Annotated in this window: 23 protein-coding genes; 4 read left to right on the forward strand and 19 right to left on the reverse strand. The window is 32.6% G+C overall.

Annotated elements, in window-relative coordinates; genetic code table 11:
- Positions 1-120: 120 nt before the first annotated feature.
- The 6 genes from B5E79_RS11045 to B5E79_RS11070 form a co-directional block, all read right to left on the reverse strand.
- The gene (locus B5E79_RS11045) at positions 121-2040 is read right to left on the reverse strand and encodes a penicillin-binding transpeptidase domain-containing protein (RefSeq protein ID WP_087298056.1); all 1920 of its coding nucleotides are present in this window, start codon (positions 2038-2040) and stop codon (positions 121-123) included.
- A 67-nt stretch (positions 2041-2107) separates the two neighbouring features.
- Positions 2108-4261 (reverse strand): penicillin-binding protein, encoded by a 2154-nt coding sequence (locus B5E79_RS11050; RefSeq protein WP_087298057.1) that lies wholly within the window; start codon positions 4259-4261, stop codon positions 2108-2110.
- On the reverse strand, positions 4261-4560 hold the full coding sequence (locus B5E79_RS11055; RefSeq protein ID WP_087298058.1) for a hypothetical protein: 300 nt from the start codon (positions 4558-4560) through the stop codon (positions 4261-4263). The genes B5E79_RS11050 and B5E79_RS11055 overlap by 1 nt, the downstream gene beginning before the upstream one ends.
- Positions 4550-5494 (reverse strand): 16S rRNA (cytosine(1402)-N(4))-methyltransferase RsmH, encoded by a 945-nt coding sequence (rsmH, locus tag B5E79_RS11060; RefSeq protein WP_087298059.1) that lies wholly within the window; start codon positions 5492-5494, stop codon positions 4550-4552. The genes B5E79_RS11055 and rsmH overlap by 11 nt, the downstream gene beginning before the upstream one ends.
- 9 nt (positions 5495-5503) lie before the next feature.
- Complete coding sequence (gene mraZ / locus B5E79_RS11065) at positions 5504-5932, reverse strand: division/cell wall cluster transcriptional repressor MraZ (protein WP_087298060.1); 429 nt, start codon at positions 5930-5932, stop codon at positions 5504-5506.
- A 176-nt stretch (positions 5933-6108) separates the two neighbouring features.
- Entirely contained in the window at positions 6109-7455 is a 1347-nt protein-coding gene (locus B5E79_RS11070) for an MATE family efflux transporter (protein ID WP_087298061.1), read from the reverse strand.
- A gap of 105 nt (positions 7456-7560) precedes the next feature.
- On the opposite strand from B5E79_RS11070, the gene B5E79_RS11075 reads away from it, so the two are divergent.
- Positions 7561-8418: a PfkB family carbohydrate kinase gene (locus B5E79_RS11075; protein WP_087298062.1), complete on the forward strand. Its 858-nt coding sequence runs from the start codon at positions 7561-7563 to the stop codon at positions 8416-8418.
- Positions 8419-8443: 25 nt separating this feature from the next.
- Here the strand turns inward: B5E79_RS11075 and B5E79_RS11080 are convergent, their stop codons facing one another.
- A complete protein-coding gene (locus B5E79_RS11080; protein ID WP_087243948.1) occupies positions 8444-9388 on the reverse strand; it encodes an L-lactate dehydrogenase in 945 nt (314 codons plus the stop codon).
- A gap of 455 nt (positions 9389-9843) precedes the next feature.
- Here B5E79_RS11080 and B5E79_RS11085 point away from each other — a divergent pair, with 455 nt between their 5' ends.
- A complete protein-coding gene (locus B5E79_RS11085; RefSeq protein ID WP_087298063.1) occupies positions 9844-11295 on the forward strand; it encodes a L,D-transpeptidase family protein in 1452 nt (483 codons plus the stop codon).
- A 526-nt stretch (positions 11296-11821) separates the two neighbouring features.
- Here B5E79_RS11085 and B5E79_RS11090 read toward each other — a convergent pair.
- Genes B5E79_RS11090 through B5E79_RS11100 form a run of 3 tightly spaced genes read right to left on the reverse strand, consistent with a single transcriptional unit; the run spans position 11822 to position 14578 of the window.
- Positions 11822-13147: a M18 family aminopeptidase gene (locus B5E79_RS11090; RefSeq protein ID WP_087298064.1), complete on the reverse strand. Its 1326-nt coding sequence runs from the start codon at positions 13145-13147 to the stop codon at positions 11822-11824.
- 40 nt (positions 13148-13187) lie between these two features.
- Positions 13188-13898 carry a restriction endonuclease gene (locus B5E79_RS11095; RefSeq protein ID WP_087243945.1) on the reverse strand — a complete coding sequence of 237 codons (711 nt, stop codon included), beginning with the start codon at positions 13896-13898 and terminating at the stop codon, positions 13188-13190.
- Positions 13895-14578: a TIM44-like domain-containing protein gene (locus tag B5E79_RS11100; RefSeq protein ID WP_158095501.1), complete on the reverse strand. Its 684-nt coding sequence runs from the start codon at positions 14576-14578 to the stop codon at positions 13895-13897. Before B5E79_RS11100 ends, B5E79_RS11095 begins: the two co-directional genes overlap by 4 nt.
- Positions 14579-14652: 74 nt before the next feature.
- Between B5E79_RS11100 and B5E79_RS11105 the strand changes: the two genes are divergently transcribed.
- Positions 14653-16383, forward strand: coding sequence for an ABC-F family ATP-binding cassette domain-containing protein (locus B5E79_RS11105; RefSeq protein WP_087298066.1), 1731 nt, complete (start codon positions 14653-14655; stop codon positions 16381-16383).
- A gap of 4 nt (positions 16384-16387) precedes the next feature.
- Here B5E79_RS11105 and B5E79_RS13500 read toward each other — a convergent pair whose 3' ends face one another.
- The 9 genes from B5E79_RS13500 to B5E79_RS11145 form a co-directional block, all read right to left on the reverse strand.
- Complete coding sequence (locus B5E79_RS13500; RefSeq protein WP_158093997.1) at positions 16388-16540, reverse strand: hypothetical protein; 153 nt, start codon at positions 16538-16540, stop codon at positions 16388-16390.
- A 10-nt stretch (positions 16541-16550) separates the two neighbouring features.
- Positions 16551-18902, reverse strand: a complete 2352-nt coding sequence (locus B5E79_RS11110; RefSeq protein ID WP_087298067.1) for a homocysteine S-methyltransferase family protein — start codon at positions 18900-18902, stop codon at positions 16551-16553.
- A complete protein-coding gene (locus tag B5E79_RS11115) occupies positions 18884-19513 on the reverse strand; it encodes a vitamin B12 dependent-methionine synthase activation domain-containing protein (RefSeq protein WP_087298068.1) in 630 nt (209 codons plus the stop codon). The genes B5E79_RS11110 and B5E79_RS11115 overlap by 19 nt, the downstream gene beginning before the upstream one ends.
- On the reverse strand, positions 19506-20390 hold the full coding sequence (gene metF, locus B5E79_RS11120) for a methylenetetrahydrofolate reductase [NAD(P)H] (RefSeq protein WP_087243940.1): 885 nt from the start codon (positions 20388-20390) through the stop codon (positions 19506-19508). Before metF ends, B5E79_RS11115 begins: the two co-directional genes overlap by 8 nt.
- 50 nt (positions 20391-20440) lie before the next feature.
- Complete coding sequence (locus tag B5E79_RS11125; protein WP_087298069.1) at positions 20441-21202, reverse strand: C39 family peptidase; 762 nt, start codon at positions 21200-21202, stop codon at positions 20441-20443.
- Positions 21203-21271: 69 nt separating this feature from the next.
- Complete coding sequence (locus B5E79_RS11130) at positions 21272-22369, reverse strand: sensor histidine kinase (RefSeq protein WP_087298070.1); 1098 nt, start codon at positions 22367-22369, stop codon at positions 21272-21274.
- The gene (gene vanR, locus B5E79_RS11135; RefSeq protein WP_087243937.1) at positions 22362-23042 is read right to left on the reverse strand and encodes a VanR-ABDEGLN family response regulator transcription factor; all 681 of its coding nucleotides are present in this window, start codon (positions 23040-23042) and stop codon (positions 22362-22364) included. Before vanR ends, B5E79_RS11130 begins: the two co-directional genes overlap by 8 nt.
- An 89-nt stretch (positions 23043-23131) precedes the next feature.
- Entirely contained in the window at positions 23132-24541 is a 1410-nt protein-coding gene (locus B5E79_RS11140) for an anti-sigma-I factor RsgI family protein (RefSeq protein WP_087298071.1), read from the reverse strand.
- Positions 24534-25049, reverse strand: coding sequence for an RNA polymerase sigma factor (locus B5E79_RS11145; protein ID WP_158095502.1), 516 nt, complete (start codon positions 25047-25049; stop codon positions 24534-24536). Before B5E79_RS11145 ends, B5E79_RS11140 begins: the two co-directional genes overlap by 8 nt.
- Positions 25050-25245: 196 nt before the next feature.
- On the opposite strand from B5E79_RS11145, the gene B5E79_RS11150 reads away from it, so the two are divergent.
- A partial coding sequence (locus B5E79_RS11150) for an IS1 family transposase (protein WP_162607326.1) occupies positions 25246-25594 on the forward strand: 349 nt, incomplete at its 3' end.

A 25594-nucleotide genomic window follows, 5' to 3' on the forward strand; every position in this document is an offset into this window, starting at 1 on the left:
AATCAATATCTGAAGGTGATTTTTATAATACAAAAAATCACTTTGCAATTTGAAATTCAACTCCCACAAGAAGAGTTGAATTTAAATATACAAAGTGGAATTTAGTTTTTCATTTCACCATTAACGGATCTCTTGTTGATTACCTAACATAATTTTCACTTTCTGACCTTCTTCTATCTGTTCTCCAACACGAGGCAATTGATCAATGACATAGTCACCTTCGCCTAAAAATTCAAAACCATATTGATCATTTTTCACTTCTGATTTTTTCTTACCAATATAATTTTGTACATCAAAAGTTCTCGTATCCGTCCAGACATAAGCTTTTTCTCGTTGTTGTGTCACTTTTTGAACTCCCAGTGCTGGTAAAACATCCATGAAGATTTTTCTGGCAATAGGAGCTGCTGTTGTTCCACCATACTGAACACATTTTTTAGGATTATCCATGGCTAAATAAAGCACAATCTGGGGATCATCAATGGGCGCAACACCTAAAAAAGAAAGAATATAGCCATTACCAGCATATGTTCCATTAATGGCACGTTGAGCGGTTCCTGTTTTTCCCCCAATACGATACCCGTCTATATAAGCATTCTTTCCTCCTCCATCCGTCACAACACCTTCCAAAGCATCTCTGACTTTAGCTGACGTATTTTCACGAATGACCTGTTTTAACATTTTGGGTTGTTTTTCACTGACAACTTCATGTGTTTTGGAATTATAGATTTTATTGACAATATAAGGCTGATAGAGTTTACCACCATTCACACAGGCACAAACAGCTCTGACAAGCTGGATTGGTGTCACAGAAATGCCTTGTCCAAAAGCCACAGTTGCCTGTTCAACTTCATTAAACTTATCATAATCAAACATAATTCCACTAGATTCCCCCATCATATCAACACCTGTTTTTTGTGTTAATCCAAAATCTTGAATATACTGATAAAGACGTTCTTTACCAAGTCTACGCCCAATTTCAACAAATCCAGGATTGGAAGAATTTTGTAAAACTTCTCTAAATGTCTGTAAACCATGTCCTCCTTTTTTCCATGATTTAATACGAACACCGCCTACAATTTCATAACCTTTATCATAATAAGTATCTTTGTCCATATCAAAAAGATTCTCATTTAAAGCACTACTAAAAGTAATAATTTTGAATGTTGATCCTGGCTCATAGGATTTCCAAATTGGTAAATTACGATTATAAATTTCACTATCAGCATTTTGATAATCATTCGGATCAAAATCAGGCTTACTGCAGATTGCTAGAATTTTACCATTACGAGGATCCATTGCTAAACACAAAATAGAATCTGGATCATAAGTCGCATAAGCATTGTTTAATTCTCTTTCTACGACATCCTGAACACATGTATCAATTGTTAATTCAATATCCATGCCAGAAGTTGGATAAACATAATCAGCTGGATAAATGTTTAAATTTTGTCCTTTGGCATTCATATAATAATGAATGCTTCCATTCATTCCAGAAAGATAATCATCATATTGTAACTCCAAACCAACTAATCCTTGATTATCAATGCCAACAAATCCTAACGTTTGAGCTAAATAATTTTGAAATGGGTAATATCGCAAAGTATCTTGAACAAGATAGACCCCCGGTAATTTTAAACGATCAATACTATACGCTTTATTTTCATCTAGTTGTCGTCCTTCTGGTTGAATTCTTTCTACTGAAACTTTCTTTTGTATTTTATCCAATAATGTCTTTTCATCACATTCTAGAATTTGAGCGAGTTGATAGGCAGTATGGATAGGATCTTTAATTTGACTTGGAACAACAATCAACGAAGATGTTGTGAGATTATCAACCAAAGTCACATGCTGACTGTCATATATTTTTCCACGTGATGCTTCCAATGGAAAACTACGTTGCCATGATTCTGTTGCTTTTAAACTCAATTCCTGATAAGCAATAAACTGACTATAGCCAAGACGAATCACAATACAAACAATAATAATGGTCATGACAATATTGACCCATTTGATCTTCTGTATCATTTTAGAAAAAACCATGTCACATCACCAACATATTGTATGTTTATGATATTGAAAATATGAAAATAGGGACTGAATTCAGCCCCTATTTTGCCGTCACTGTAATTTTTTGATTAGCTTTTAGCTTTGTACCTTTCGATACACTTTGTTCATAAATCGAACCCACACCTTTGAATTCTATTTCTACATTAGCCATGGCACCAAAAGCTTCCGCCTCTTTACGCGACCATCCTGTCATGGACGGCATGGTAATATTGGTTCCATTGGTTTGTAAGAATACCCTTGATTTGGAAGACACTTCAGTCTGTGCTTTTGGATATTGATCAACAATGACATTTCCATCTCCTACAACAAGTGAAGATAATTGATGATTAGATAAAACGTCTTTTGCATAATCAACACTTTGATTTGTATAATTATCTAAAACAAATGTAGATGTTTCTACAACTTGTGATGGTTGTTCATTTAATTTATTTAAAGCCGCACGAATACCAGCCTGAACAACTTTGGCAGATTCTACAGTACTTGCAGAACTTCCCTGATACCACATCACTATAATGACCTGTGGATCATCATATGGAGCCATACCGACAAAACTGTTTGTATAGAAACCACTACGATAACCACCTGATTCAGATGCTACCTGTCCTGTTCCAGTTTTCCCAATCAAATTCACATCATCCATACGATAATTATATCCTGTACTTCCTTCTATATTAATAACACCTTTTAATAAATCTCTGACCTGTTTGACAGTATCAGTAGAATATATTTGTTTAGAGTACTGTGTTTTTGCCTGATATAGAGCTTCTTTTGTATCACTGTTGACAACTTTTTCTACGATATAAGGTTCTACCATTTTCCCATCATTTGCAAACGCACTATAGGCACGTATTAACTGCAAACCTGTAAATGTTGATCCTTGTCCATATCCGGTTGTCAAATACTCTAACGTTCTTTCTCCTTCACGTTTATATCCAGCAAAACCTGCGGCAGATTCTAAACCATCGATATTACTTTCTTTAAAGAAACCTAAATCTTCATAATCCTGAAGCAAAGATTCTTTATCTGTTTTTTCACTTAAAATGTGACAGATTCCCGTATTACTTGAATAATAAAATCCTTGTTTATAACTGATTGTTCCCCAACCTTCTCCTTTATTATGGTCCTTGAGTATCGCAACTGTTTTTCCATTGACTTTATAGTAATACTTTCCTGATTGATAAGTATCATTCACATCCAATTTATGATCATTAATCGCATTTCCATAAACAAATGATTTAAAGACTGAACCAGGTTCAACAGGTTCATTAAAAAATAAATCAACATAATTATCAATATCACGTTCATTTGGATCAAATGATGGATAGTTAGAAATAGCCAATAACTTTCCCGTTTTTGCATCCATAATTCCACAGGTTGCTTTTTCTGGCTTTAGTTCTTTTACCATTTTTTCCATCTGCATATCTAATTCCGTCTGAACATCACTATCAATCGTTAAATAAACATCATTTCCCGCAACAGGTGCAGTCTCACTCAAAATTCCATTTGGCAAGACATTATTATTATTGTCAGCTAAATAAGTTCTTTCTCCGTCTTCTCCAGACAATTCATCATCAAACGCCTGTTCAATACCCATTTGTCCAACTATATTCTGAACTGTCTTTCCTTTAATTTCTTCTGTAACTGCTTGTGCATATCCAACTTCATAGGATGCAAAATCACCATAACGATAATTTCGTGTTGTGATTTCTTCAAATTCCAAACCAGGTAAATTAAGGGCATCAATCTGATCTTTTACAAGAGATGACAGATTGTTTCCATAACTTCCAAACTCTACCTGATAAGTATCTTTACTCAATCGGTTTAAAATATCTTCTTCATCCATTTCAATAATAGGTGATAATTCTTTGGCGGTTTTTTCTTTATCAACAACATAATCCGGTTTTTTATCAAGCGTTAAATGTGTCTTAGATAAAATCGCATAAAGCTTATATGTTTTCATGTCACTGGCAATAACTTCATTATCACTTGAATAGATTGTCCCACGTTTAGCAGGCAAAATCTCTGTTTTACTTTCACCACGATCTTTAGCATAACCTTCAATATCATTTCCACTGATCAAATGTTTCCCAGTAGCTCCCAAGTAAATGACATTAAGTACCATACAAACAATGACTGCAATAATAATACAATATATAATTTTAGCACTTTGATTATTATTTTTCTTCAAAGCCATTATTCTTCAGGAACTCCTACAACAGCAGCTGTGGCAGTATTTTGTTTATATGTATATCCCTTCGCTTCAGCAACAGATTCAATACGAGAAAAAGAAGCTAACTCTAATTTTTTCATATCTAATCCATCAATATCTGATTCAATTGTCTTAATATCCTTTTCCAACTGATTACATGCTACATTAATTGTTGATTCATAAGAATTTAATGCAACAATCCCTACAACAAAAACAATAAAACTCATCACTAATAAACGTTTTGAAAATCTTAAAAATCTTGTTTCTTTTCTCTTATTCCTCATCCTCATATATCCTTTCTATAATTCTTAATTTTGCTGAATGAGAGCGATGATTCTCTAATAATTCTTCATCACTCGCCACAATTGGTTTTTTTGTGATTTTTTGAAACCTTGGTTTCAAATATTCAGGAACAATTGGCATTCCCCTAGGAAGTTCTGGTTGTTTTGTCACTTCCTGAAAAGTATATTTACATATCTTATCTTCCAAAGAATGAAATGTAATGACTGCAATACGGCCATGAACATTCAATATTTTTAAAGCATCATTTAAAGCGATATCAAAAACATTCAATTCATCATTAACCGCAATACGTAAAGCCTGAAATGTACGCTTCGCTGGATGTCCACCTTTTCTTCTGGCCGGAGCTGGAATCGCTTCTTTAATAATATCCACCAGTTCAAATGTTGTTTCAATAGGCTTGATTTCACGATGACGTTCAATCGCTCTGGCAATTTGTTTGGCAAATTTTTCTTCAGAAAATTTATACAGAATTGTGACAATATCCTGATAACTATAAGAATTGACGATATCGTATGCAGTTAATTTTTGATTCTGATCCATACGCATATCCAGTTTGGCATCGTAATTGTAACTAAAACCACGTTCACCATCATCAAACTGAGGTGAAGAAACACCTAAATCAAACACAATTCCATCCACATGTTCTACGCCACGTTTTGCAAGCTCAGCTTTCAAATTTTTAAAATTAGAATAAATAATTGTAAAATGATCAGAAATTTGAGCTAGACGCTGTCTGGCTGCTTCTATCGCATGTTGATCTTGATCAAAACAATAGAGATGACCCGTTGTTAAACGTTTTAAAATTTCCTGACTATGTCCACCACCACCCAGTGTACAATCTACATAAATGCCATCTTCTTTTATATTTAAACCATCGATTGTTTCCTTTAATAAAACACTGACATGATGAAACATAACATCCTCCTAATCTAAATCATCTATATTTTCTGAAATCTCATCGAAATGATCTATATTGTCATCATAGAAATGATCCCATGTTTCACTATTCCATAATTCAATATGATCACCTGCACCGACGATGACACATTCTTTTTGCAGATTTCCTTCTTTTCTTAAAACAAGTGGAATATTGATACGACCCAATTTATCAAATTCACAATCTGTCGCTCTTGAAGTCACCAAACGTATAAAAGTTCTCACTTCGGCTTTTCTTTTAGGAAGTGTCATGAGTGATTGATAATAGTTTTCCCAGCCTTCAACTGTATAAATAGCCAAGCAGCCTTCATTCCCACGAGTCACATAGACTTTTTCACCACATTCAAGACGCATTTTGGCAGGAATGCTTAATCGTCCTTTTGTATCAATATTATGTCTATATTCCCCAATGAACACTTCAAAATCACCCACTTTTATACATTTCTATACATATTTTAACACTTCGTACCACTATTATATACTATTTATACCCTTATGTATAGAAAAAACATGCTTTATTTTTTGATTTTTTGCACAAAAAAAGTGGCTTATTTTCGCCACTTATCACTATTTTTCCATATTTTAACAAATTTTCATAAACTGTCTTTTTCCAATCGTGGTAACCACGAAGAAAACAGATAAAACCATAAAAAAACAATAGAGCTGCATGCCCAAGTGATCGGATATGCCCAAAAAACAAGATGAATATCATGAGCCAGATGCAAAGCAATACTGATGTATAAAACACGAACGACACACCAAAAAATCATCATCACAATCATGGGAATCATTGATTTTCCTGCTCCTCTTAAAATACCTGCAATACAGTGTGAAAAAGCTAATAAAAAATAAAATAAAGTCACGGTTCTAGCTTGCATTGTTCCATAGCTTATAACATCTTGAGTTGAATCAAATAAGCCAATCAAAAATGGTGCTCCAATAAAAATGATCATCCCTATAATTTGCGCCAAGACCAATGAACAGATAATACCAAAACGCGTTCCTTTTTTGACACGATCATATTTCTTTGCTCCAATATTCTGTGAAACAAAAGTTGTCATTGCTAAGGCAAAACATGTAATAGGTAAAAATCCAAAGCCTTCAATTTTTGAATAAGCCCCACATCCTGCCACAGCCATCTGTCCAAAACTATTGATATAGCTTTGGACAACAACATTGGCTAAAGCTATAATTGAATTTTGAATTCCTGCAGGCAATCCATTTTGAATAACCAGTTTCAGCATTGGTAAATCAAATCGAATTTGTTGGACTTTTAATGGATATGCAGGTAATTTAATTAAATGCACAAAGCATAAAACAGCACTGACAATTTGTGAAATAATCGTAGCTAAAGCGGCCCCTCCTACTCCCATATCAAAGACAGTAATAAAAACAATGTCTAAAACAACATTAATAACTGAAGATATAATCAAGTAATATAACGGATGTTTACTATCACCTAAAGCCTGTAAGATTCCTGTAAAAGCATTGTAAAGCACAAAAGCCAATGACCCCATAAAATAGACTCTAAAGTAAATAATAGAATTAGGTAAAACATCCTGGGGTGTTCCCATCAAAATTAAAATCTTAGGTGCAAATACAACACCTAAAATCGTTAAAACAATACCACATACAATTCCTAAAGCAACAGTTGTATGAATAGATAAATGCACACGTCTATGATCATGAGCCCCAAAGAAACGTGCAATCACAACGCCAGCTCCCACAGAAATGCCATTAAAGAAACCAACCAGTAAAAAAATCAAGTTACCTGAAGACGCTACAGCAGCAAGAGCACTTGATCCTAAAAAATTTCCAACAATCAAAGAATCAGCAGTATTATATAATTGTTGAAATAAATTACCTAAAAACAAAGGAATCGCAAAATAAATAATCTTTTTAGCAATAGACCCCTCACTCATCATATTTGTATCATCCATATAACCCCTCCCATCATTGTTTCATTATAGCACTAAAACATTTCTAAACATAGACTTATCTGATATAATGTCCTCATAAAAAATCAAAAAGAAAGGATACTTATCATGAAATCAGCATTAATTATTGGTTCAAGTGTTTGTGATGTTCATATTTATGTCAAACAGTTCCCTCAACTATGTGGTGATGAAAATATAATCAGTCAAAACATGGCCATGGGTGGTTGTGCCTGGAATGTGGCCTCTATTTTCAGACAGACCAAACTTCCTTATACCCTCTTTTCACCTATTGGTAAAGGTATTTATGGAGAATTTGTGAAAACCCATTTTCAAAAAAATCAGATTCCTATACTTATTGAAACCAATCAAAAGAATGGATGTTGTTATTGTATTATAGATCAACAGGGCGAAAGAACTTTTCTTTGTGAGCATGGTGCTGAATATTTTTATCAAAAAGAATGGTTTCAACAATTGGATATGAAACAATATCAATGTGTCTACCTTTGTGGATTAGAAATCGAAGAAGATACTCATGAAGTGATTTATCATTTTTTAAAAAATCATGATCATTTAAGCATCTATTTTGCACCTGGTCCACGTTTGATGGACATACCCAAACAATCTTTCCAAAACATCCTTTCACTCCATCCTATCATTCATTTAAACAAGCAGGAAATCCTGACATATACACAACAAACTACGCTTGAACAAGCCTGCCAATATTTATATCAGCAAACACATCAACCTGTAATCGTTACCCTTGGAAAAGATGGATGTTATTTCTATAATCAACAGGAAAACTTTCATATTCCTGCCATTCCAGTGAGCGTTTATAATACCAACGGGGCTGGTGATAGCCATATAGGTAGTATCATGGCTTATCGTATGCTAGGCTATTCCTGGTTTCACGCTTTACAAAAAGCCAACGAAATCGCTGCTATGAAAATATCAAAAAAGCATTTATAGACTTCACTCTATAAATGCTTTCTTCTTATAAATCCAAATCATCCAATACTTCTTTTAAAGCTCTGGCACTTGATTGTAATTTATCATTTTCATCATTATTCAAATAAATATCAACAACTTTTTCAACACCATTTTGTCCAATAACAGTTGGAATACTTAAACATAAATCATTCAAACCAAATTCTCCCTGCATCAAGCTAGAAACAGGTAATACAGCATGTTCATCTTTTACAATCGCTGTGGCAATACGTTTTACCGCAACTGCTACACCATAATAAGTTGCTCCTTTTCTTTCAATGATTTCATAAGCACTATCACGAACTTCCTGAGCCAATCTTTCCATGGCTTCTTCATGATTAAAGTGTCCACGTAATTCACAGAAATGATTAATATGAATACCAGCAACCTGCGCACCAGACCATACAACCAATTCACTGTCACCATGTTCTCCAATAATATAAGCATGAATATCACGAGGATCAACCTGTAAATGTTTACCTAAAACATATTTTAATCTTGCTGTATCAAGAACAGTTCCTGAGCCAATAACTCGATTTGATGGGAATCCTGATAATTTCAAAGCAACTTCTGTCAAAATATCAACAGGATTAGAAACAATCAATAAAATACCTTCACAATTTCTTTTCTTAATTTCTGGAATAATGCTCTTAAAAATTTGAACATTTTTCTTAACTAAGTCTAATCTTGTTTCATCAGGTTTTTGATTTGCACCTGCTGTAATGACAATAATTCCTGCATCTACAATATCATCATAAGTTCCGGCATAGATATTCATAGGTGTTAAATAAGCACTCCCATGACTTAAATCCATCGCTTCTCCTTCAGCTTTTTTGGCATTTGCATCTATTAATACCATTTCTGAAAATAAACCTGTCTGAATCAAACTAAATGCAGATGTAGCTCCTACAAACCCACATCCAATCACTGCAACTTTTTGCATATTAACCATATTTATCACCTTCCACTTTCAGTATACCCAAAAATACAAATTTTTCAAATCATATGCAACATTTCCATGATTCTTTTTTGTATATTTCATTGATCATAGACTTTCAAATATTCAAATTGGCTTCTTTCATATCATTTTCTATTCTATGTTATCATTTTATCTTCTATAAATATATTGTCGAAATCGAAACAATCCCTATGATTTATAACCATCCTTGATACGATTGCATATGTAAAAAAACTCATTTTCAAACAAGTGTCAATAATGTCAAATATTTTCATTTGTGTCATCATAATGATAATGATTTTTTCTCATATCTTTTCTTAGATGAAAAATCAACCAACATCATTCATGAAAAATACTGATTTCAATTACATAAAATGTCGGATAACTTGACTTTTATCTGAAAAGTACCTATACTTCTAAATGAAGCTATAAATATAAGGGGTATATATATGGAGGAAACGAAAACACAAGAAAGAGAGCCAAGAAAAAAGATTCGCATAAAAAAAGATCATGTATTAAAAGCAGCACTTATCTTAGGTGCTTTGATTATTGTTGTTTATCTTTTTGGATGTTTCTATTATCATAATCGTTTTATGAGTCATACGACAATTAACGATATTGATGTTTCAGGTTTCACGTATGAGGATGCAAGTTCAACACTTGAAAAAGCTTTAACAAGTCAAACTTTATCATTGACATTTGTTGATGGAGAAAAAGAAACTTTAAAACAAACCGATAGTGGAATTTCTTTTAATCAAAACAACAGTATTCAAAAGACATTAGAGCAACAAAATTATTTTCTATGGTTTACACATTTCTTTCAATCTACAGAGATTCAATTAAATGATTTATTGATCACAGATCAAAAGCAATTAGAAGAAGCTGTTAATTCTTTACAGCATGTCAAAGATAAACAAATTGCTCCAGTCGATGCCAAGGTAGAATATAAAGATGACGAGTTTGTGATTACACCAGAAGTTTTTGGGACAACAATTCAAAACGATCAATTGATTAATGCTGTAGAAAAAGCTTTTCAAACACGTCAGGATTCTATCAACTTAAAAGAGCAACATATTTATAAAGAACCACAATTGACATCACAAGATGAAACAATTACAAATTTACAAAAACTAGCTAAGGAATATTGTGATGCTAAAATTACTTATCAAACAACATCTGGTCAAGTTGTATTAGATGGAAATGATTTGATTCAATGGTTATCTATTGATGAAAAAGGAAATTATTATTACGATGAAGAAGAGTTTCAGAAACAAGCTACAAAATTTGTCAAAGAAACTTTAGCACCTCAAATCAATATTATCGGAAAAGCTAAAACATTTACTGGTGCTAATGGCACAAGAACAGTTTCTGGTGGTAATTATGGTTATAAATTAAATCAAAGTAAAGAAGTGACTGGATTACTTGCTGATATTAAAGCACATAAAAAAGAAACAAGAACTCCAGTTGTGACAGGTGTACAGGCATCTTACAGTAATGGAGGAATAGGCCATACTTTTGTAGAAATTGATTTAACAGGTCAACACATGTGGTTTGTAAAAAATGGGAATGTTGTTTTACAATCAGACATTGTTTCTGGATTACCAAGTGATCCAGACAAGAGAACACCTGGTGGTACTTATTACATTTATTTTATGCAACGTAATCGTACATTAATCGGTGAAATTCAAGAAGATGGTAAACCAGAATATGAAACACCTGTTGCTTATTGGATGGCATTTAATGGTGGTATTGGTTTACATGATGCAACATGGCAATCTGCCTTTGGTGGAGATCGTTATAAAACATATGGTTCACATGGTTGTATCAATCTTCCACTTGATGTAGCTGCATCATTATATAGTCAATTAAGCGTCAACATACCTGTTGTATGTTATTATTAAAGATATGGAGAAATTCATATCTTTTTTCGTTCCCTTCTGTTATGATAAACTTATAAGGAGGGATTTCTATGAAACATTTTCTTAAAAGATTTTTTCAACTGATAGTCTTTCTTTTTCTTTCATATATTTATTTTTTCCTAGCCGACCAAATCATATTTCACCTATTCTCACACACAACTATTTCTTTTGATATCATTGATATTTGTTGTATTATTATTTATATTTGTATCTTCATTCCAATCTCGCTCATCATCATTCAAAAAATAGACATCAAATAAAAATCCTACAAAAAGTAGGATTCTTAAAACGATACAATATACGTATATCTTCATCAAATTTCTATCATTGCAATTAATCAAAATTCTTAAAAGTTCGTTATGAACTTTTTTTATTTTCGTTAGTTTTATCAAAAGGCATATGCAAGATTTTCTGTTGTTTTTCTAATGATAATATAGAAGACAAGCATGTTACAAGAAAAAGTGAAAAAATCGAATATATCACAAACTTCCATAAACGACTTAACATTTTATCCCTCCTTGTCTACAATGACATATCCATCCTTAACGACTTGAATATGGCTATTATAAAATTCCTCCATAACTTTAATCATATCATATGAATCTTTGATTCCTGCTGTTTCATAAGATGAATGCATGGCAAGCTGGGCTAAGCCAATATCTACACAATTCATTGACACCTGAGACATGGCAATATTTCCTAGCGTGCTTCCACCTAACATATCCGATCTATTCGCAAAGAATTGAAGTGGAACGCCAGCTTTTTCACATAAATCTTTCAATACAGCTATACTCAAAGCATCGCTTGTATACTTTTGTCCAGCATGTGATTTCACCACAATCCCCTGGTTCATATAAACACCATTTTGCTGATCTGTTTTTTCAGGGTGATTAGGGTGAACAGCATGGGCATTATCCCCACTCAACATAAAACTAGAAGCGACTGCACGATAGAAATCTTCATCATTTTGAAATAAATGATGATGAATACGGTATAAAGTATCATATAAAAATGTAGATGCTGCTCCTTGTTTTGTAGATGAACCTACTTCTTCATTATCGAAGCAAGCAAAGACTTGAATTGTTTGCGAATGATGTCCTTTTAAGAAACCTTGTAAAGATGTATAGGCACACTGTAAATCATCCAATCTTGGTGATGAAATAAATTCATCATGAGCTCCCCAGATTGTAGGTTGCATACGATTATATAAATATAAATCACTGCCATAAATATCTTCAACATCCACCTGCAATTCTTTGGCTATCATTTTTTTCAAATCACCAGATTGATATGCCTGTCCTCCAATCAATGGTAACATATCAATTTGTTTATTATAGGCATAACCATCATTCACACTGCGATTCATATGAATGGCGACATTTGGAATCAATACAAGATCCTGATCAAAACAAAGTAAACGTGTCTGATATGTATTGTTGTCTTTAACCATAACACGACCTGCAATTGATAAAGGTCTATCAAGCCATGAAGCACAAATCATACCACCATATCCTTCTGTATTTAAAGATACATAATGATTTTTGATTTCTACTTCAGCATTTTCTTTTAACTTAAAAGTTGGTGAATCACTATGTGAAGCCACAATATGAAAATTATAATTTTCTAAATGTTGACCAACATGAAAAGCAATCAAACTAGACTGATTACGTGTTACATAATATTTTCCACCTAATTGTATTGTCCATTTCTGGCTTTCTGATAATTCCTGATAACCATTTTGATTTAAAATCTTTTTCATTGTATCCACTGCATGAAATGCTGTTGGACTTTGTTGAATAAAAGACATCAACTGTTTTGAAACTTCTTTATACATTTTATCCCTCCATATTTTCTTTATTATAACATAGTTTATTTTAAATATGACTTCTTTCCAGTAATTTTAATCCTTCTTCTAAAGAAGATATATACACTTCCCTGATTCCATAATCATCTTCACTCGAAACAATATCATAAAACTCTAAATCATCCAAAATATAATCAATACGTGATATATTCATATTTAAATGCTGATAAAGCAAATCTGTTGAAGCATACCCAGCTTCCAAAATAACTTGTAAAACATCTTCATATGGATGTGGCATTTTTTGGTGATGAAAACGATAAAATAATGCATGTCGATTGGCTAAACGACGCATCTGATTGAGTTTTTCACCATCCCATAAAATGACGCCATTACGCATTGCCAGAGCATGGGCCTGTCGTGTAAAAGTCTGATTTGTAACAACAACAGCTTCATCATAGTCATAATATTCACAACCACTATAAGCCTGTTGAACGGCACTCACTCCAACTGGTTTACTATAATATTTACATTGAAAAGCATAGTGAATGCCTTTATAGGTTGCTAAAATATCAACCCCATAATCACCACTCTTTTGCGTTAATCGTATATGTTTATATCCAATACGTTTAAGTATTTCATAGACATATTCCTCAAATTCTTCACCACTCATATGCTTTTTTAAACGTGGAATCCAGCCAAAAACAAAGCCGATGATACAACCAATGAGATGACCGACTTTCTGCAATATCCATAACAGACATCGAAAAAGACCCCTGATCATGATTCAACCTCATCCTGTTGTTTAATTTCATCTAATAAAAAGTCATTTCCATGGCGCACAAATTTCCAATATTCTACAAAGCACTCATGATTCGATGCAATCACTTCTTGTTTTTCTATCATTAAATCATTCATCTTGCCTTCTATATAAACCCAAAAGAAATCCTGCTGATTATCAATTGCATCATGTAAATCAACCAGTATGACTTTCAATAATTGAATATGATCTAATTGATTATATTGTTGTTGAAATTGTTGCCACTCTATTTTGAGTTTCCATTGTTCATATAATGATTCACTTAAATGCTTTTTCAATGTTTCTAAATCCTGCTTAGACCAGGCTTCTTGTATAATCAAATATTTTTCTTTAACTTTCTTCTTTAAGACTTTTTCATTCCAGAAATCATCCTGCTGATAAGCAAAAGATAAATCATCTTTAATTTCCTGATGCATGTGTCTGGCTTTTTTTCTTTTCCAGTAGACAATCATTCCCATACAGGCTCCTATCCCTATCACACCTGCTATGGGTGATCCATTTCCACTTGAACGTCTAGAACGATGCGACGACGTATGGCTGCTGCCTCCACCACCACCGCCACTACTGCTGCCACCACCAGCTCGTGCGCCCACTGGCGTTAACAGAATCATAAAAACAATGAAAACGAGTAATAATCTTTTCAATCTATCACTTCCCTTACATGTATTTACAAAACAAAAAGTCATGGTACAATAGAACAATAAAGGAGAAATTCAATATGTTAATGAGTGTATCACATCTAAGTAAATATAACAATTTAAAATGTATCGCAAAAGATATTTCCTTTTCCATTCATGAACGTGATAAAATTGGTCTTATTGGTTTAAATGGGACTGGAAAATCTACGCTTTTAAAAATATTAGCTGGTCAAGAAGATTATAAGGGAGAAATTATCAAAAAGAAAGATATTCGTATCAATTATTTACCTCAAATCCCATCTTTCCAACCTCAAAATACCGTTTTAGAACAGGTCTATGAAGATGTGGGTCATGATGTGGCAGAATATGAAATCAAATCTATCTTAAATCGTTTTCAAATTATCAATCACTCACAGCCAATCAGTCAGTTATCTGGTGGTCAAAAAAAACGTGTCGCTTTGGCTATTGCACTGATCAAACCTTGTGATTTATTATTGTTAGACGAACCAACCAATCATTTAGATCATGAAATGATTGAATATCTTGAAAAATATCTCACAAAATTCAATAGGGCTCTTGTCATGATTACACATGATCGTTATTTTTTAGAACGTATCACACATCGTATGCTTGAATTGGAACATGGTCAGTTATATACTTATGAAGCCAATTATTCACTTTATCTCGAACAAAAAGCTAAGCGTGAAGAAAGTCTACAAAATGCTCAACACAAAAGAAAACAGTTTCTTAAAAAAGAATTAGAATGGGTCCGTGCTGGTGTCCAGGCTCGTACAACCAAAAACAAAGGACGTTTACAAAGATATGAAGCTTTAAGTCAGCAAGCTGACTTACCTGTCACACAAAATCTGGAAATGATTGATACTGCTTCAAGATTAGGACAAAAAACAATTGAACTACATGGTATTTCTCATCGTTTTGATCATCTTTTATTTCAACCTTTTGATTATCTCTTTCAAAGAAATGAACGTGTAGGAATTGTCGGTATCAATGGTTCTGGTAAATCGACTTTACTTCATATTATTGCTGGACAAATTCAACCCACAAGTGGTGAAGTAGAATACGGTGAAACTATTCGTATAGGATATTTTAAACAGGGTCACGAAGATATGGATGACAATCAAAGAGTCATTGACTATATTCAAGAAGAAGCACGCTATTTGAAAACTCGTCAAGGTGAATTTTCAGCGAAACAGATGTGTGAAAAGTTTCTTTTTGATAAAGAGCTTCAATATACCCCTATTGGAAGACTGTCTGGTGGTGAAAAAAGACGTTTATATCTTTTAAAAGTTTTGATGGGTGCTCCTAATGTTTTATTATTGGATGAACCTACAAATGATTTAGATATTACAACTTTACAGATTTTAGAAGACTATTTAGATAGCTTTCAGGGAATTATTATCACAGTTTCACATGATCGCTATTTTCTAGATCGTCTTTGTGACACGCTATTTGTATTTTCGCATCAACAAATCCAAGTTCATAATGGAGGTTATAGTGATTATATCATCACTTCAAATCAAACATCTTCAAATAAACCCAAATCCAGTACTAAAAAACCCATGAGAGAACGTAAAGTCAGACTGACTTATCTTGAAAAAAAGGAATTAGAAAGCTTAGAAGCTGATATTCCTGCACTTGAACAAAAACTTCAACAGTTAGATGAACAATTAAATCAAGTTACAGACTTTCATGATATTCAAGAACTTTCCAATCAACGCATTGCATTAGAAAATGAAATTGAAACAAAGAGTATACGTTGGTTAGAATTATTAGAAAAAGAAGAACAGTAGCCATTTACTGTTCTTCTTTGACTTTAATTTGAATTTTCATTGTTGTATTTTCATCAACCTGAAGATCATTTTCCTCATCTTCAATTGTCGCAAACAATGGAATATCTGTATCTAGATCATCCAAGTCCATTGTATTCATTTTCACTTTTAATGCCATATAATGCCTCCTATAAAATATCCTGTAATAAATGAACTGATGCCATCGCATCTTCGCAATAATAATCAGCTCCAATTTCCCTAGCGATTTCACTTGTCAATACAGCTCCACCAACCCAGATTGGACACTGACAGTTCACTGCTTTTAAAGCCTGAATCGTCTTTTGCATATTAACAACTGTTGTTGTCATAAGAGCACTTAATCCAATAGCCTGAGGATGATATTGCTGATAGGCTTCTACAACCCTTTCCATTTTCACATCTTTTCCTAAATCAATGACTTCATAACCATAACTTTCTAAAATGACTTTGACAATATTTTTTCCTATATCGTGGATATCTCCTTCTACAGTACACATTAAAACAGTTGCTTTTGAAGACTCTTGTTTGGAAAATGTTGCTTTGACAACTTCAAAAGCTAATTTTGTTGTTTCAGCTGATTGTATCAGCTGAGGTAAAAAAATACGATTTGTTTCATAATCTTTTCCCACCTGATTTAAAGCAGGTATAATCGTCTGATTAATAATCTCCATAGCATTTTGTGTCTGTAATAATTCTTCAGTTTTGGCTTTGACTTCATCTTTGAATCCATGAACAATAATATCAAACAAAGATAAGGCTGATGATGTTTTGACAGCAGACTGTTCTACTTGGTTGGATTGATGTTGAATATACTGTGCTGCATCCTGATCTTGATAAGTCAAGACACGATAAGCATCAATGGTATCCATTAATTGTTGATCTAATGGATTGATAATAGGCAAATCTAATCCCGCCTGTAAAGCTAAAGTTAAAAAGGTACGGTTCAATAAAGGACGATTCGGTAAACCAAAAGATACATTGGATACACCTAATGTTGTATAAACTGATAACTGATTTTTAACCATTGTGAGTGCTTTGAGGGTTTCTTGAACTTCTTTTTGTTGAGCCGATGCTGTTAATGTTAAACAATCTATGATGATATCCTTTTTATCAATATGATACGTTTTTGCTTTTTCAATGATGGCTTTGGCTAATTCATAGCGTTCTTGAGCATATAAAGGAATGCCATCTTTTAATGTCAGTCCTATAACAACACCACCATATTTTTCTACAATTGGAAAAATAGCCTCCATGACTTCTTCTTTTCCATTAACTGAATTAATCAATGGTTTTCCATTGTAATAACGACAAGCTTTTTCAATGACTTCCGGTGATGATGAATCAATCTGTAAAGGTAAATTCACAACTTCCTGCAACATCTTTATGATATTCACCATGACTTTTGTTTCATCAATACCAGGTAATCCTACATTGACATCTAAAACCTGAGCACCTGCCATTTGTTGTTGAATGGCTTCTTTGACATATTCTTCATAGCGTTCTTCTTGAAGAGCAGCTTTTAATTTTTTCTTTCCTGTTGGATTCAATCTTTCGCCACAAACAATGACATCACCATCAAAAATAACTGTTTGATGTGCACTGGAAACAGCCGTATAAGCTTTTCTTTGACGAGGATAGCTATGAGCAGGTAATTGCTGTTTTAAACCAGCGATAAACTCTGGTGTTGTGCCACAACATCCTCCAACAATATTGACACCTTGCTGGATGTAAGATTGCATAGCCTCAACAAATTCTTCACTGCTCATTGGATAACAAGTTTCACCATGATGCAGACATGGCAATCCCGCATTGGGTTGGACAATGACAGGAACAGAAGCATATTTTAATATTGTATGGACTATCGGCTGAAGTTCAACAGGACCTAATGAGCAATTGACACCTAACGCATCGACTTTTAATCCTTCTACAACATTCACAAAAGTCAAAGGATCTGTTCCCGTTAACGTACGCTGATTACTTTCAAAAGTCATTGTCACAAATACAGGTAAATCACTATTTTCTTTGACAGCTAGAATACCTGCTTTGACTTCATATAAATCCGTCATTGTTTCTAATAAAACAACATCAACATCATCTTTTGCGATGAGGATTTGTGAAGCGATGATTTCATAGGCTTCATCAAATGTTAATGTTCCAGAAGGCTCTAACAACTGTCCAATAGGCCCAATATCCAAGGCAATATATGCATCAGGATTGACTTCATCTCTAGCCTGTTTGGCATTTTGGATGGCTGCCTTTAATAAATCACAATAACAATATCCACTCTCTTTCATCTTGATAGGATTACATCCAAAAGTATTCGTTGTGATAAAATTAGCTCCAGCTTTCAAATATTGTTTATGAATATCTACAATAATATCTGGATGTTCTATATTATAAACTTCAGGAATTTCTCCTACTTTCAATCCATGTTGTTGGAGCATTGACCCCATAGCTCCATCAAAAATCAATAAATCTTTTTTTAATCTTTCACGTAACATCGTTGTCCCCCTTTTCTTAACTCACAATCATCTTTTCGGATACATGATAAACATGTTTTTTGTACATCCTTGCCTATTCCAATAAGTCCAATCATTGATTTCATGGGAATTAATAAACCAGATGGATTTAAACTGACACCTAGCCTTTTATTGATCTGCAAAATAGAAGCAAAAGTCTGATTCCAATCCAATGGGATATCTCCATAACCAGGCGCAAAACGAAAAGTATGATGAGGTAAATGGAGTGACTGTTCATATTGATTACAGCACTCTTCTAAATAAGCATTACTCACAGCATCAAACACAACTGCTTTTGCCATATCCATATGTTCATAATATTTCATCTGACGATCAATAGAAAGTCCTAATGTACAGGCTATCACAATGCATTCCTGGCAATCTTTGAAATAAAATTCTAAATCCTGTGATTCTAATGGAAAATGAATCTCTTTGATCATAAGTGGCTGATGAGAAAGATGAAACTGCTGGTAAACAGCCTTGAATTGAGCATATTGCTTCACTTCCTCAATACATACATCTATGCATTTTTCAGTCTGTTCATCCATGATTGTTTGCGCATTGAGATAGTGTCTAATAATTTTTTTATTCATGATTTAACTCTTTTAAAACAGTTGGAATACTTTGGAAGATTGCTTTAGCGATTTCTGGTTTATTCATTGTATAAATATGAATTCCATCCACGCCATTTGTAATCAGATCAATGATCTGATGAGTCGCATAATTAATTCCAATTTCTTTCATAGCTTCAGGATAATGATAATAAGATTCAATCATCGTTGATAATTCATATGGAATCGAACAGCCACAAAGTTTTGCCGTTCTCAGTAATGATTTAGAATGTGTCACAGGCATAATTCCAGCTAAAATAGGTACATTGATACCTCTTTTTCTTGCTTCCTTGACTAAACGATAATAATAATGATTGTCAAAAAAGATTTGAGTAATTAAATACTGTGCTCCAGCATCTACCTTTTCTTTTAAAGCTTTTAAATCATCTTCCAGACAACTGGCTTCCTGATGCACTTCAGGATAACAGGCTCCAGACAAACAAAAGTCACCAGGAAAATGTTGTGAAATAAAAGTATTTAATTCTTTTGCATAATGAAAAGATAATTCATGTTGTAAACCATCCTGAGGATAATCACCACGTAAAGATAAGATATTTTCAATATGATTGTCTTTTAACTGTTGACAGATGTCTAAAATTTCTGATTCTGTTGAAGATATACATGTTAAATGAGCAACTGCTTCAATGTTATATTGATTTTTAATTGTTGAAGCAATCTCTACTGTTTTTCCTTTCGTTGATCCTCCTGCACCATAAGTCACACTGATAAAATCAGGATTTAATTGAGATAACTCCTCAATTGTATAATAAATAGAAGAAATATCTCCTTCTTTATTTTTAGGCGGAAAAACTTCAAAAGAAATAGTCGCTTTCTTTTTTAATATTTCTGAAATTTTCATACTTTTGCACCTCCATTTTTTGTCTATTTTATAATACAAAAACAGAATAGTCAAAAACTATTCCTACTGTAAACCCATAAATTTCTGATTTGATTAGAAAATTCATCAAAAGAATAATAATGACTCTTTTTTTGACTATTAGGATCTAACACACGAATTTTCCCATTTTTATATTCAGACAAAACAATAAAATGCCCTGTCATTGTAAAAATTCCTTTAGACACACTACAAATGATAGGATGTCCCTGCATTAATTCTTCTTTTATCAGATTTTCATCCAAAGAAAGCTGTTTAGCATCAACACCACAAGCCTGTGCTCCCCTGATCATAAAAGACCATGATGTTCCATCTTGACTGTAATAACCATTTTGTTCACTATATTGTGCCATATAATAAGGATGATATCTTCCATTTTGTGTCAAATAACTGACAACCATTGATAAACACGTTGGTCCACAACCATTGATAGCCATCATCTGATCACCATAATAACGATATCCCCAACGTTCATCCCATTGTAGTAACAATGGCATTTGATTATCTTTTAAATCATTTTGAATATTCATCACCATATCTTGTGTGTGTTTGGTGGGATAATTAGCGACAAATGGAATGGTTTCTTTATTTCTTAAAGCTAAATCAATTAATGATGATGGATACTCACTTTGATGTTCTACAATTTCATGCCATGAAGATGAGGTATCATAACCATAAGATAAGTGTATATCTTCCTTCAATAAAAAATGATCGACTAATAAAATGATGACTGGTATAACTAATACCGCAATACATACTAATACTTTTTTTCTCATAAAAAATCCTCCATAACTGTATTATAGAGGACAAAATAATTAAAATTTTTAATGAATTATTAAGATTTTCTAAAGTTCATGAAGAGGTAGCATCACATCAAAGACAGTATGATGCTTAGCACTTGTGGCCTTAATAAATCCCTGATGCTGTTCCACAATTGTTTTAGCAATTGATAAACCAAGTCCCGATCCTCCTGTTGATGAATTACGTGATTCATCTAAACGATAGAACTGTTTAAAGATATTTTGAATTTTATCTGGTGGAATTGTCTCTCCTTCATTTTCAAAAAGAATATGTGTATAACTCTCATCTTGATAAGCTTTAATAAAAATGGTTGTTTTTTCATAACTGTAATGAAAGGCATTTTTTAAAATATTATTAAAAACTCTTGCCATTTTTTGAGCATCCACATTGATTAATAAATCTTCATTTATATCAATTTCAATATGTTGTTGTTTTTGTGAAATCAATGGATAAAATTCTTCTTTCATTTGTTCTAAAAGATACAACAAATGAATCTTTTCTTTATGTAAAGGTGTATAAGTCTGATTCAGTTTAGCAATATCAAAAAACTCATTAATCAGTTTTTCTAAACGATATGCTTTTTCTAAAGTAATATGTGTATATTGATGACGTAAATCTTCTGGTAAATGCGGTGTTTCATCAAGTAAACAGAGATAACCAATAACTGAAGCTAAAGGTGTTTTAATATCATGAGCCAAATAGGCAATCATATCAACTTTATGCTGAACTTCATCAATTGCCTTCTTTTCATTTTCAATACTTTCTCGTTTGAGTTCATTTAAGTCATTTTCTAATTCATATAATGAATCATCTAAAACAATTCTCTGATTGTCTTTTTGAAAAAGAATCTTAATTTGTGAAAAGACACGTGATATTTTTTGAATAGCATAAATTTCAACAATGATAGAATTCAATAAAATGACCAGCATAATAATCATAAAGATAATTGTTTTTTGATTTCTCAAAGCAAAGTGTGCAAAATCCCATCCAAAATATTCCTGTAAGAAATTAATAAATGCTCCATTATAAACATAATCCATATAAAAATAAATAAATAATATAAAAACAAAGCAACAGGCTGTAATGAGTATATGTATTTTGAGAATTTCCTGTTGAAACTTTCTCGTATAGTCCTTATTCAATTTTATAACCTACTCCCCATACCGTTTGGATATAACGTGGATTTTCTGCTGAGTCATTCATTTTCTCTCTTAAATGACGAATATGAACCATAATAGAGCTACTTGAGTTGGTATAGTATTTTTCTCCCCATAAATCATGAAAAATCTGATCAACACTGACTACTTTTCCCTGATTTGAACATAATAACCATAATATAGAAAATTCAGTTGGTGTTAAAGATAATAATTGATTATCTAGAAAACAGCGATGGTTATCTTTATCAATTGTTAAAGCACCAATGGTCAAAACGGATTCATCTTTTTTAGGTGACATCATTGTATAACGTCTTAACTGAGCTTTAATACGTGCCATAAGCTCTAAAGGACGAAATGGTTTTGTGACATAATCATCAGCACCCATTGTCAATCCTGTTATTTTATCAATTTCAGTTTCTTTAGCTGTCAGCATAATAATAGGAAAGATTTTTGTTTCTCTGATTTTGGAACAAATTTTTAAGCCATCTATATCTGGTAACATGATATCTAAAACAGCCAAATCAATATCCTGTGTTTCCACACAACGTAAAGCATCACAACCATTATAAAATTTAAAAACTTGAAAGCCTTCATTTTTTAAATACAATTCTACTAAATCGGCAATTTCTTTTTCATCATCTACAACCAAAATATTCATAATCCCACCCCTTTCATCATTATATTACATAAAAAATGTGAAAGTTTTAAGAATTTATTAAGAAAAAAGAAGAAGTCATAAAACTTCTTCTAATCATCATAATCTTTTTCATGCGCTACAATAGAGCCATCTGATGCATTGATCTTATATTCATATTCATATTGTCCTGATTTAAAGGAAACTTCATAATATTGATGGTCTAATTCTACTTCTACATCATAGGCATTTGATGAAGAAACATTGGCATGACTGAAAGCTTTTTGTTTGGCTTCATTTTGTGTTAATTTGACTGTTCCAACATATTCTTTTTCATGTTTCATCACAGTACTTGTCATAGCATTAATTTCGTATTCATACTTATAATCACCACTTACAAATTCATATTCAAATTTGTAAACACCATCATCATAATCTTTATGAATTTTTTCTTGTGATACTGATTGAACACCAGCATGTTTTTTAGCAATTGATTTTGCCTGATCCTGTGATATCTGCTGAGTTGATGTCTGAGAACTGTTTGATGAATTTTGGTTTGAAGACTGATTTGATGATGAAGCTGATTGAGAAGTTCTCTCACCATCTTTTTCACTTTTTATAATTTCACCATTCAAAGCATTAATTTCATAATCATATTCAACCTGATCTTTATAAAATTCAACTTCATAAACCATCACACCATCATCATAATCCATTTCTACTTTTTGAACTGTTGGTTGAGATACTTGAGCATCATTAAAAGCAATACTTTGAGCCTTGTCTTTTCCTATATATCCACTTTCACTGGCATGACCTGTAATTGAAACTTGTTCAACCTGATTGCTTTGTAATAACAGATTCAATTCATGAATAGATAAGTTCTTTAAAGAATCAAATGTATATAATGGATTCTTTGAAACAAGCTGTTGAATAATTTCAGCTTTTCCCACTGAAATCTGATATTGTTTCGCCAGATTTTCAACATTTTGATCATTAATTGTCTGTGATACAATAGAGCCATTAATATCACTTGCTTTTAATAATTCATCAATATTTAATGAAAGCTGTTGTCTTAGTTTTTCATTTTCTTGTTCATTTTCCCCTGTTACTGATATCAGTAATGAATTTTTAAGTTCGTCTATATATCCTTCCTTTAACATAGCACCAATCAACGCATTCACACCAACTTCAATATCGCTACCTTTTAAATCCATATTGCCAACAATTTTTTTTCCATCCTCGTTATTCGTTTTCACTTCGACAATTTTATAATCATCATCTAAATTCAATTCAACACTTGGATTGACATCTAAACCAACAACCGTTTGAATGGAGTGAGTCGCAGGCCATAACATGAAAACCATCGCTGCACAGACTGCCACAATAGGTAAAGTCAAAAGATAACGTTTTTTCTTCTTCTTTGTTTCGATCACGATATTTTCATCTCTCGTTTTTAATTCTTCTTTAATATCATCTAAGCAATCTGGTGTAATCTTTGTAAAAGCTTCCTTGATTTCATTCATAACTCTTCGCTCCTATCTTTTTCATTTTTTTCATACCTCGATGATAGCTGGATAAAGATGTTGCTAGAGGAATATCTAATAAGCCGGCAATTTCATGATGCTTTAATCCCCACAGTGCATGCATAATAATCACTTCTCTTTCCTGATCATTTAAACTTTCAAATAACTGTTCTAAAATCATTTTTGTATGCATGTCCATTTCTGGTGGACAATAAAGATGATCCTGATATTCCTGTGTTAAATTTTGTCTTCTTAAATAAAGATAACATTCATTTCTAGCAATTGTATAAATCCATGCTAATGGTTTTTTCTGTGATTGATAATTTTTAGCTGCTAAATAAAGTTTCACATAAACTTCCTGAAAAATGTCACGACTATCATCGTAATTTTTAATAATGCTCATGATATAGGCAAAAACACTTGTCTTGGTTTTTTCATATAATTCATCAAAAGCATTATCCATTTGGGGAATCTGAAGAATAAGATAATCAATTTCTTTTTGATTCATTTTAATTTTTCCCCCTTTCACTATACTAATGATATTGATGAACATATTATTGCACAAATTTTTATTTTTTTCTAAAAATTTAACTTCAGTTAAATGTTGGTAATTGATTTTAACTCCATAAAAACGGTGTTAAAGCCCTTTAAAATAAAACATGATATTTTCATCAGTGCTATACTTATATCGAGGTGAAGATATTATGACTGATAAAATGTTTAATGATATTATTGATTCCATTATCAATAATGCAACTGATGATGAAATTGAGATCATTAGAGAAAAACTCAATAACCATATCATCAATCATATCTATGATGGTGAAGTACATAAGGAACTGTCTGATGAATTTGATAGTTCCTTTTGCCCTCACTGCGGTCATGATCATATCATTAAATATGGCAAGGATAAAAATGGAAATCAAAGATATTTATGTAAATATTGTCATAAGACTTTCTCGCCCATGACAGGAACTTTGTTTTCATATTCAAAGAAGGAAGCCTATCAATGGTATCTGTATATGGAATCACTCTTTCGTGGTGATACCATTG

This window comes from Massilimicrobiota sp. An134 (genome assembly GCF_002160815.1).
Classification (GTDB): domain Bacteria; phylum Bacillota_I; class Bacilli_A; order Erysipelotrichales; family Coprobacillaceae; genus Allocoprobacillus; species Allocoprobacillus merdigallinarum.

Coding starts and splice junctions, on each gene's coding strand:
- B5E79_RS11140 (WP_087298071.1), bottom strand. CDS start 24,541: ATGAATGAAATCAAGGAAGCTTTTACAAAGATTACACCAGATTGCTTA.
- B5E79_RS11045 (WP_087298056.1), bottom strand. CDS start 2,040: ATGGTTTTTTCTAAAATGATACAGAAGATCAAATGGGTCAATATTGTC.
- B5E79_RS11070 (WP_087298061.1), bottom strand. CDS start 7,455: ATGGATGATACAAATATGATGAGTGAGGGGTCTATTGCTAAAAAGATT.
- B5E79_RS11145 (WP_158095502.1), bottom strand. CDS start 25,049: ATGAATCAAAAAGAAATTGATTATCTTATTCTTCAGATTCCCCAAATG.
- B5E79_RS11055 (WP_087298058.1), bottom strand. CDS start 4,560: ATGAGGAATAAGAGAAAAGAAACAAGATTTTTAAGATTTTCAAAACGT.
- B5E79_RS11090 (WP_087298064.1), bottom strand. CDS start 13,147: ATGTATAAAGAAGTTTCAAAACAGTTGATGTCTTTTATTCAACAAAGT.
- B5E79_RS11105 (WP_087298066.1), top strand. CDS start 14,653: ATGTTAATGAGTGTATCACATCTAAGTAAATATAACAATTTAAAATGT.
- B5E79_RS11115 (WP_087298068.1), bottom strand. CDS start 19,513: ATGAATAAAAAAATTATTAGACACTATCTCAATGCGCAAACAATCATG.
- B5E79_RS13500 (WP_158093997.1), bottom strand. CDS start 16,540: ATGGCATTAAAAGTGAAAATGAATACAATGGACTTGGATGATCTAGAT.
- B5E79_RS11095 (WP_087243945.1), bottom strand. CDS start 13,898: ATGATCAGGGGTCTTTTTCGATGTCTGTTATGGATATTGCAGAAAGTC.
- rsmH (WP_087298059.1), bottom strand. CDS start 5,494: ATGTTTCATCATGTCAGTGTTTTATTAAAGGAAACAATCGATGGTTTA.
- B5E79_RS11080 (WP_087243948.1), bottom strand. CDS start 9,388: ATGGTTAATATGCAAAAAGTTGCAGTGATTGGATGTGGGTTTGTAGGA.
- metF (WP_087243940.1), bottom strand. CDS start 20,390: ATGAAAATTTCAGAAATATTAAAAAAGAAAGCGACTATTTCTTTTGAA.
- B5E79_RS11125 (WP_087298069.1), bottom strand. CDS start 21,202: ATGAGAAAAAAAGTATTAGTATGTATTGCGGTATTAGTTATACCAGTC.
- B5E79_RS11075 (WP_087298062.1), top strand. CDS start 7,561: ATGAAATCAGCATTAATTATTGGTTCAAGTGTTTGTGATGTTCATATT.
- B5E79_RS11110 (WP_087298067.1), bottom strand. CDS start 18,902: ATGTTACGTGAAAGATTAAAAAAAGATTTATTGATTTTTGATGGAGCT.
- B5E79_RS11085 (WP_087298063.1), top strand. CDS start 9,844: ATGGAGGAAACGAAAACACAAGAAAGAGAGCCAAGAAAAAAGATTCGC.
- B5E79_RS11050 (WP_087298057.1), bottom strand. CDS start 4,261: ATGGCTTTGAAGAAAAATAATAATCAAAGTGCTAAAATTATATATTGT.
- vanR (WP_087243937.1), bottom strand. CDS start 23,042: ATGAATATTTTGGTTGTAGATGATGAAAAAGAAATTGCCGATTTAGTA.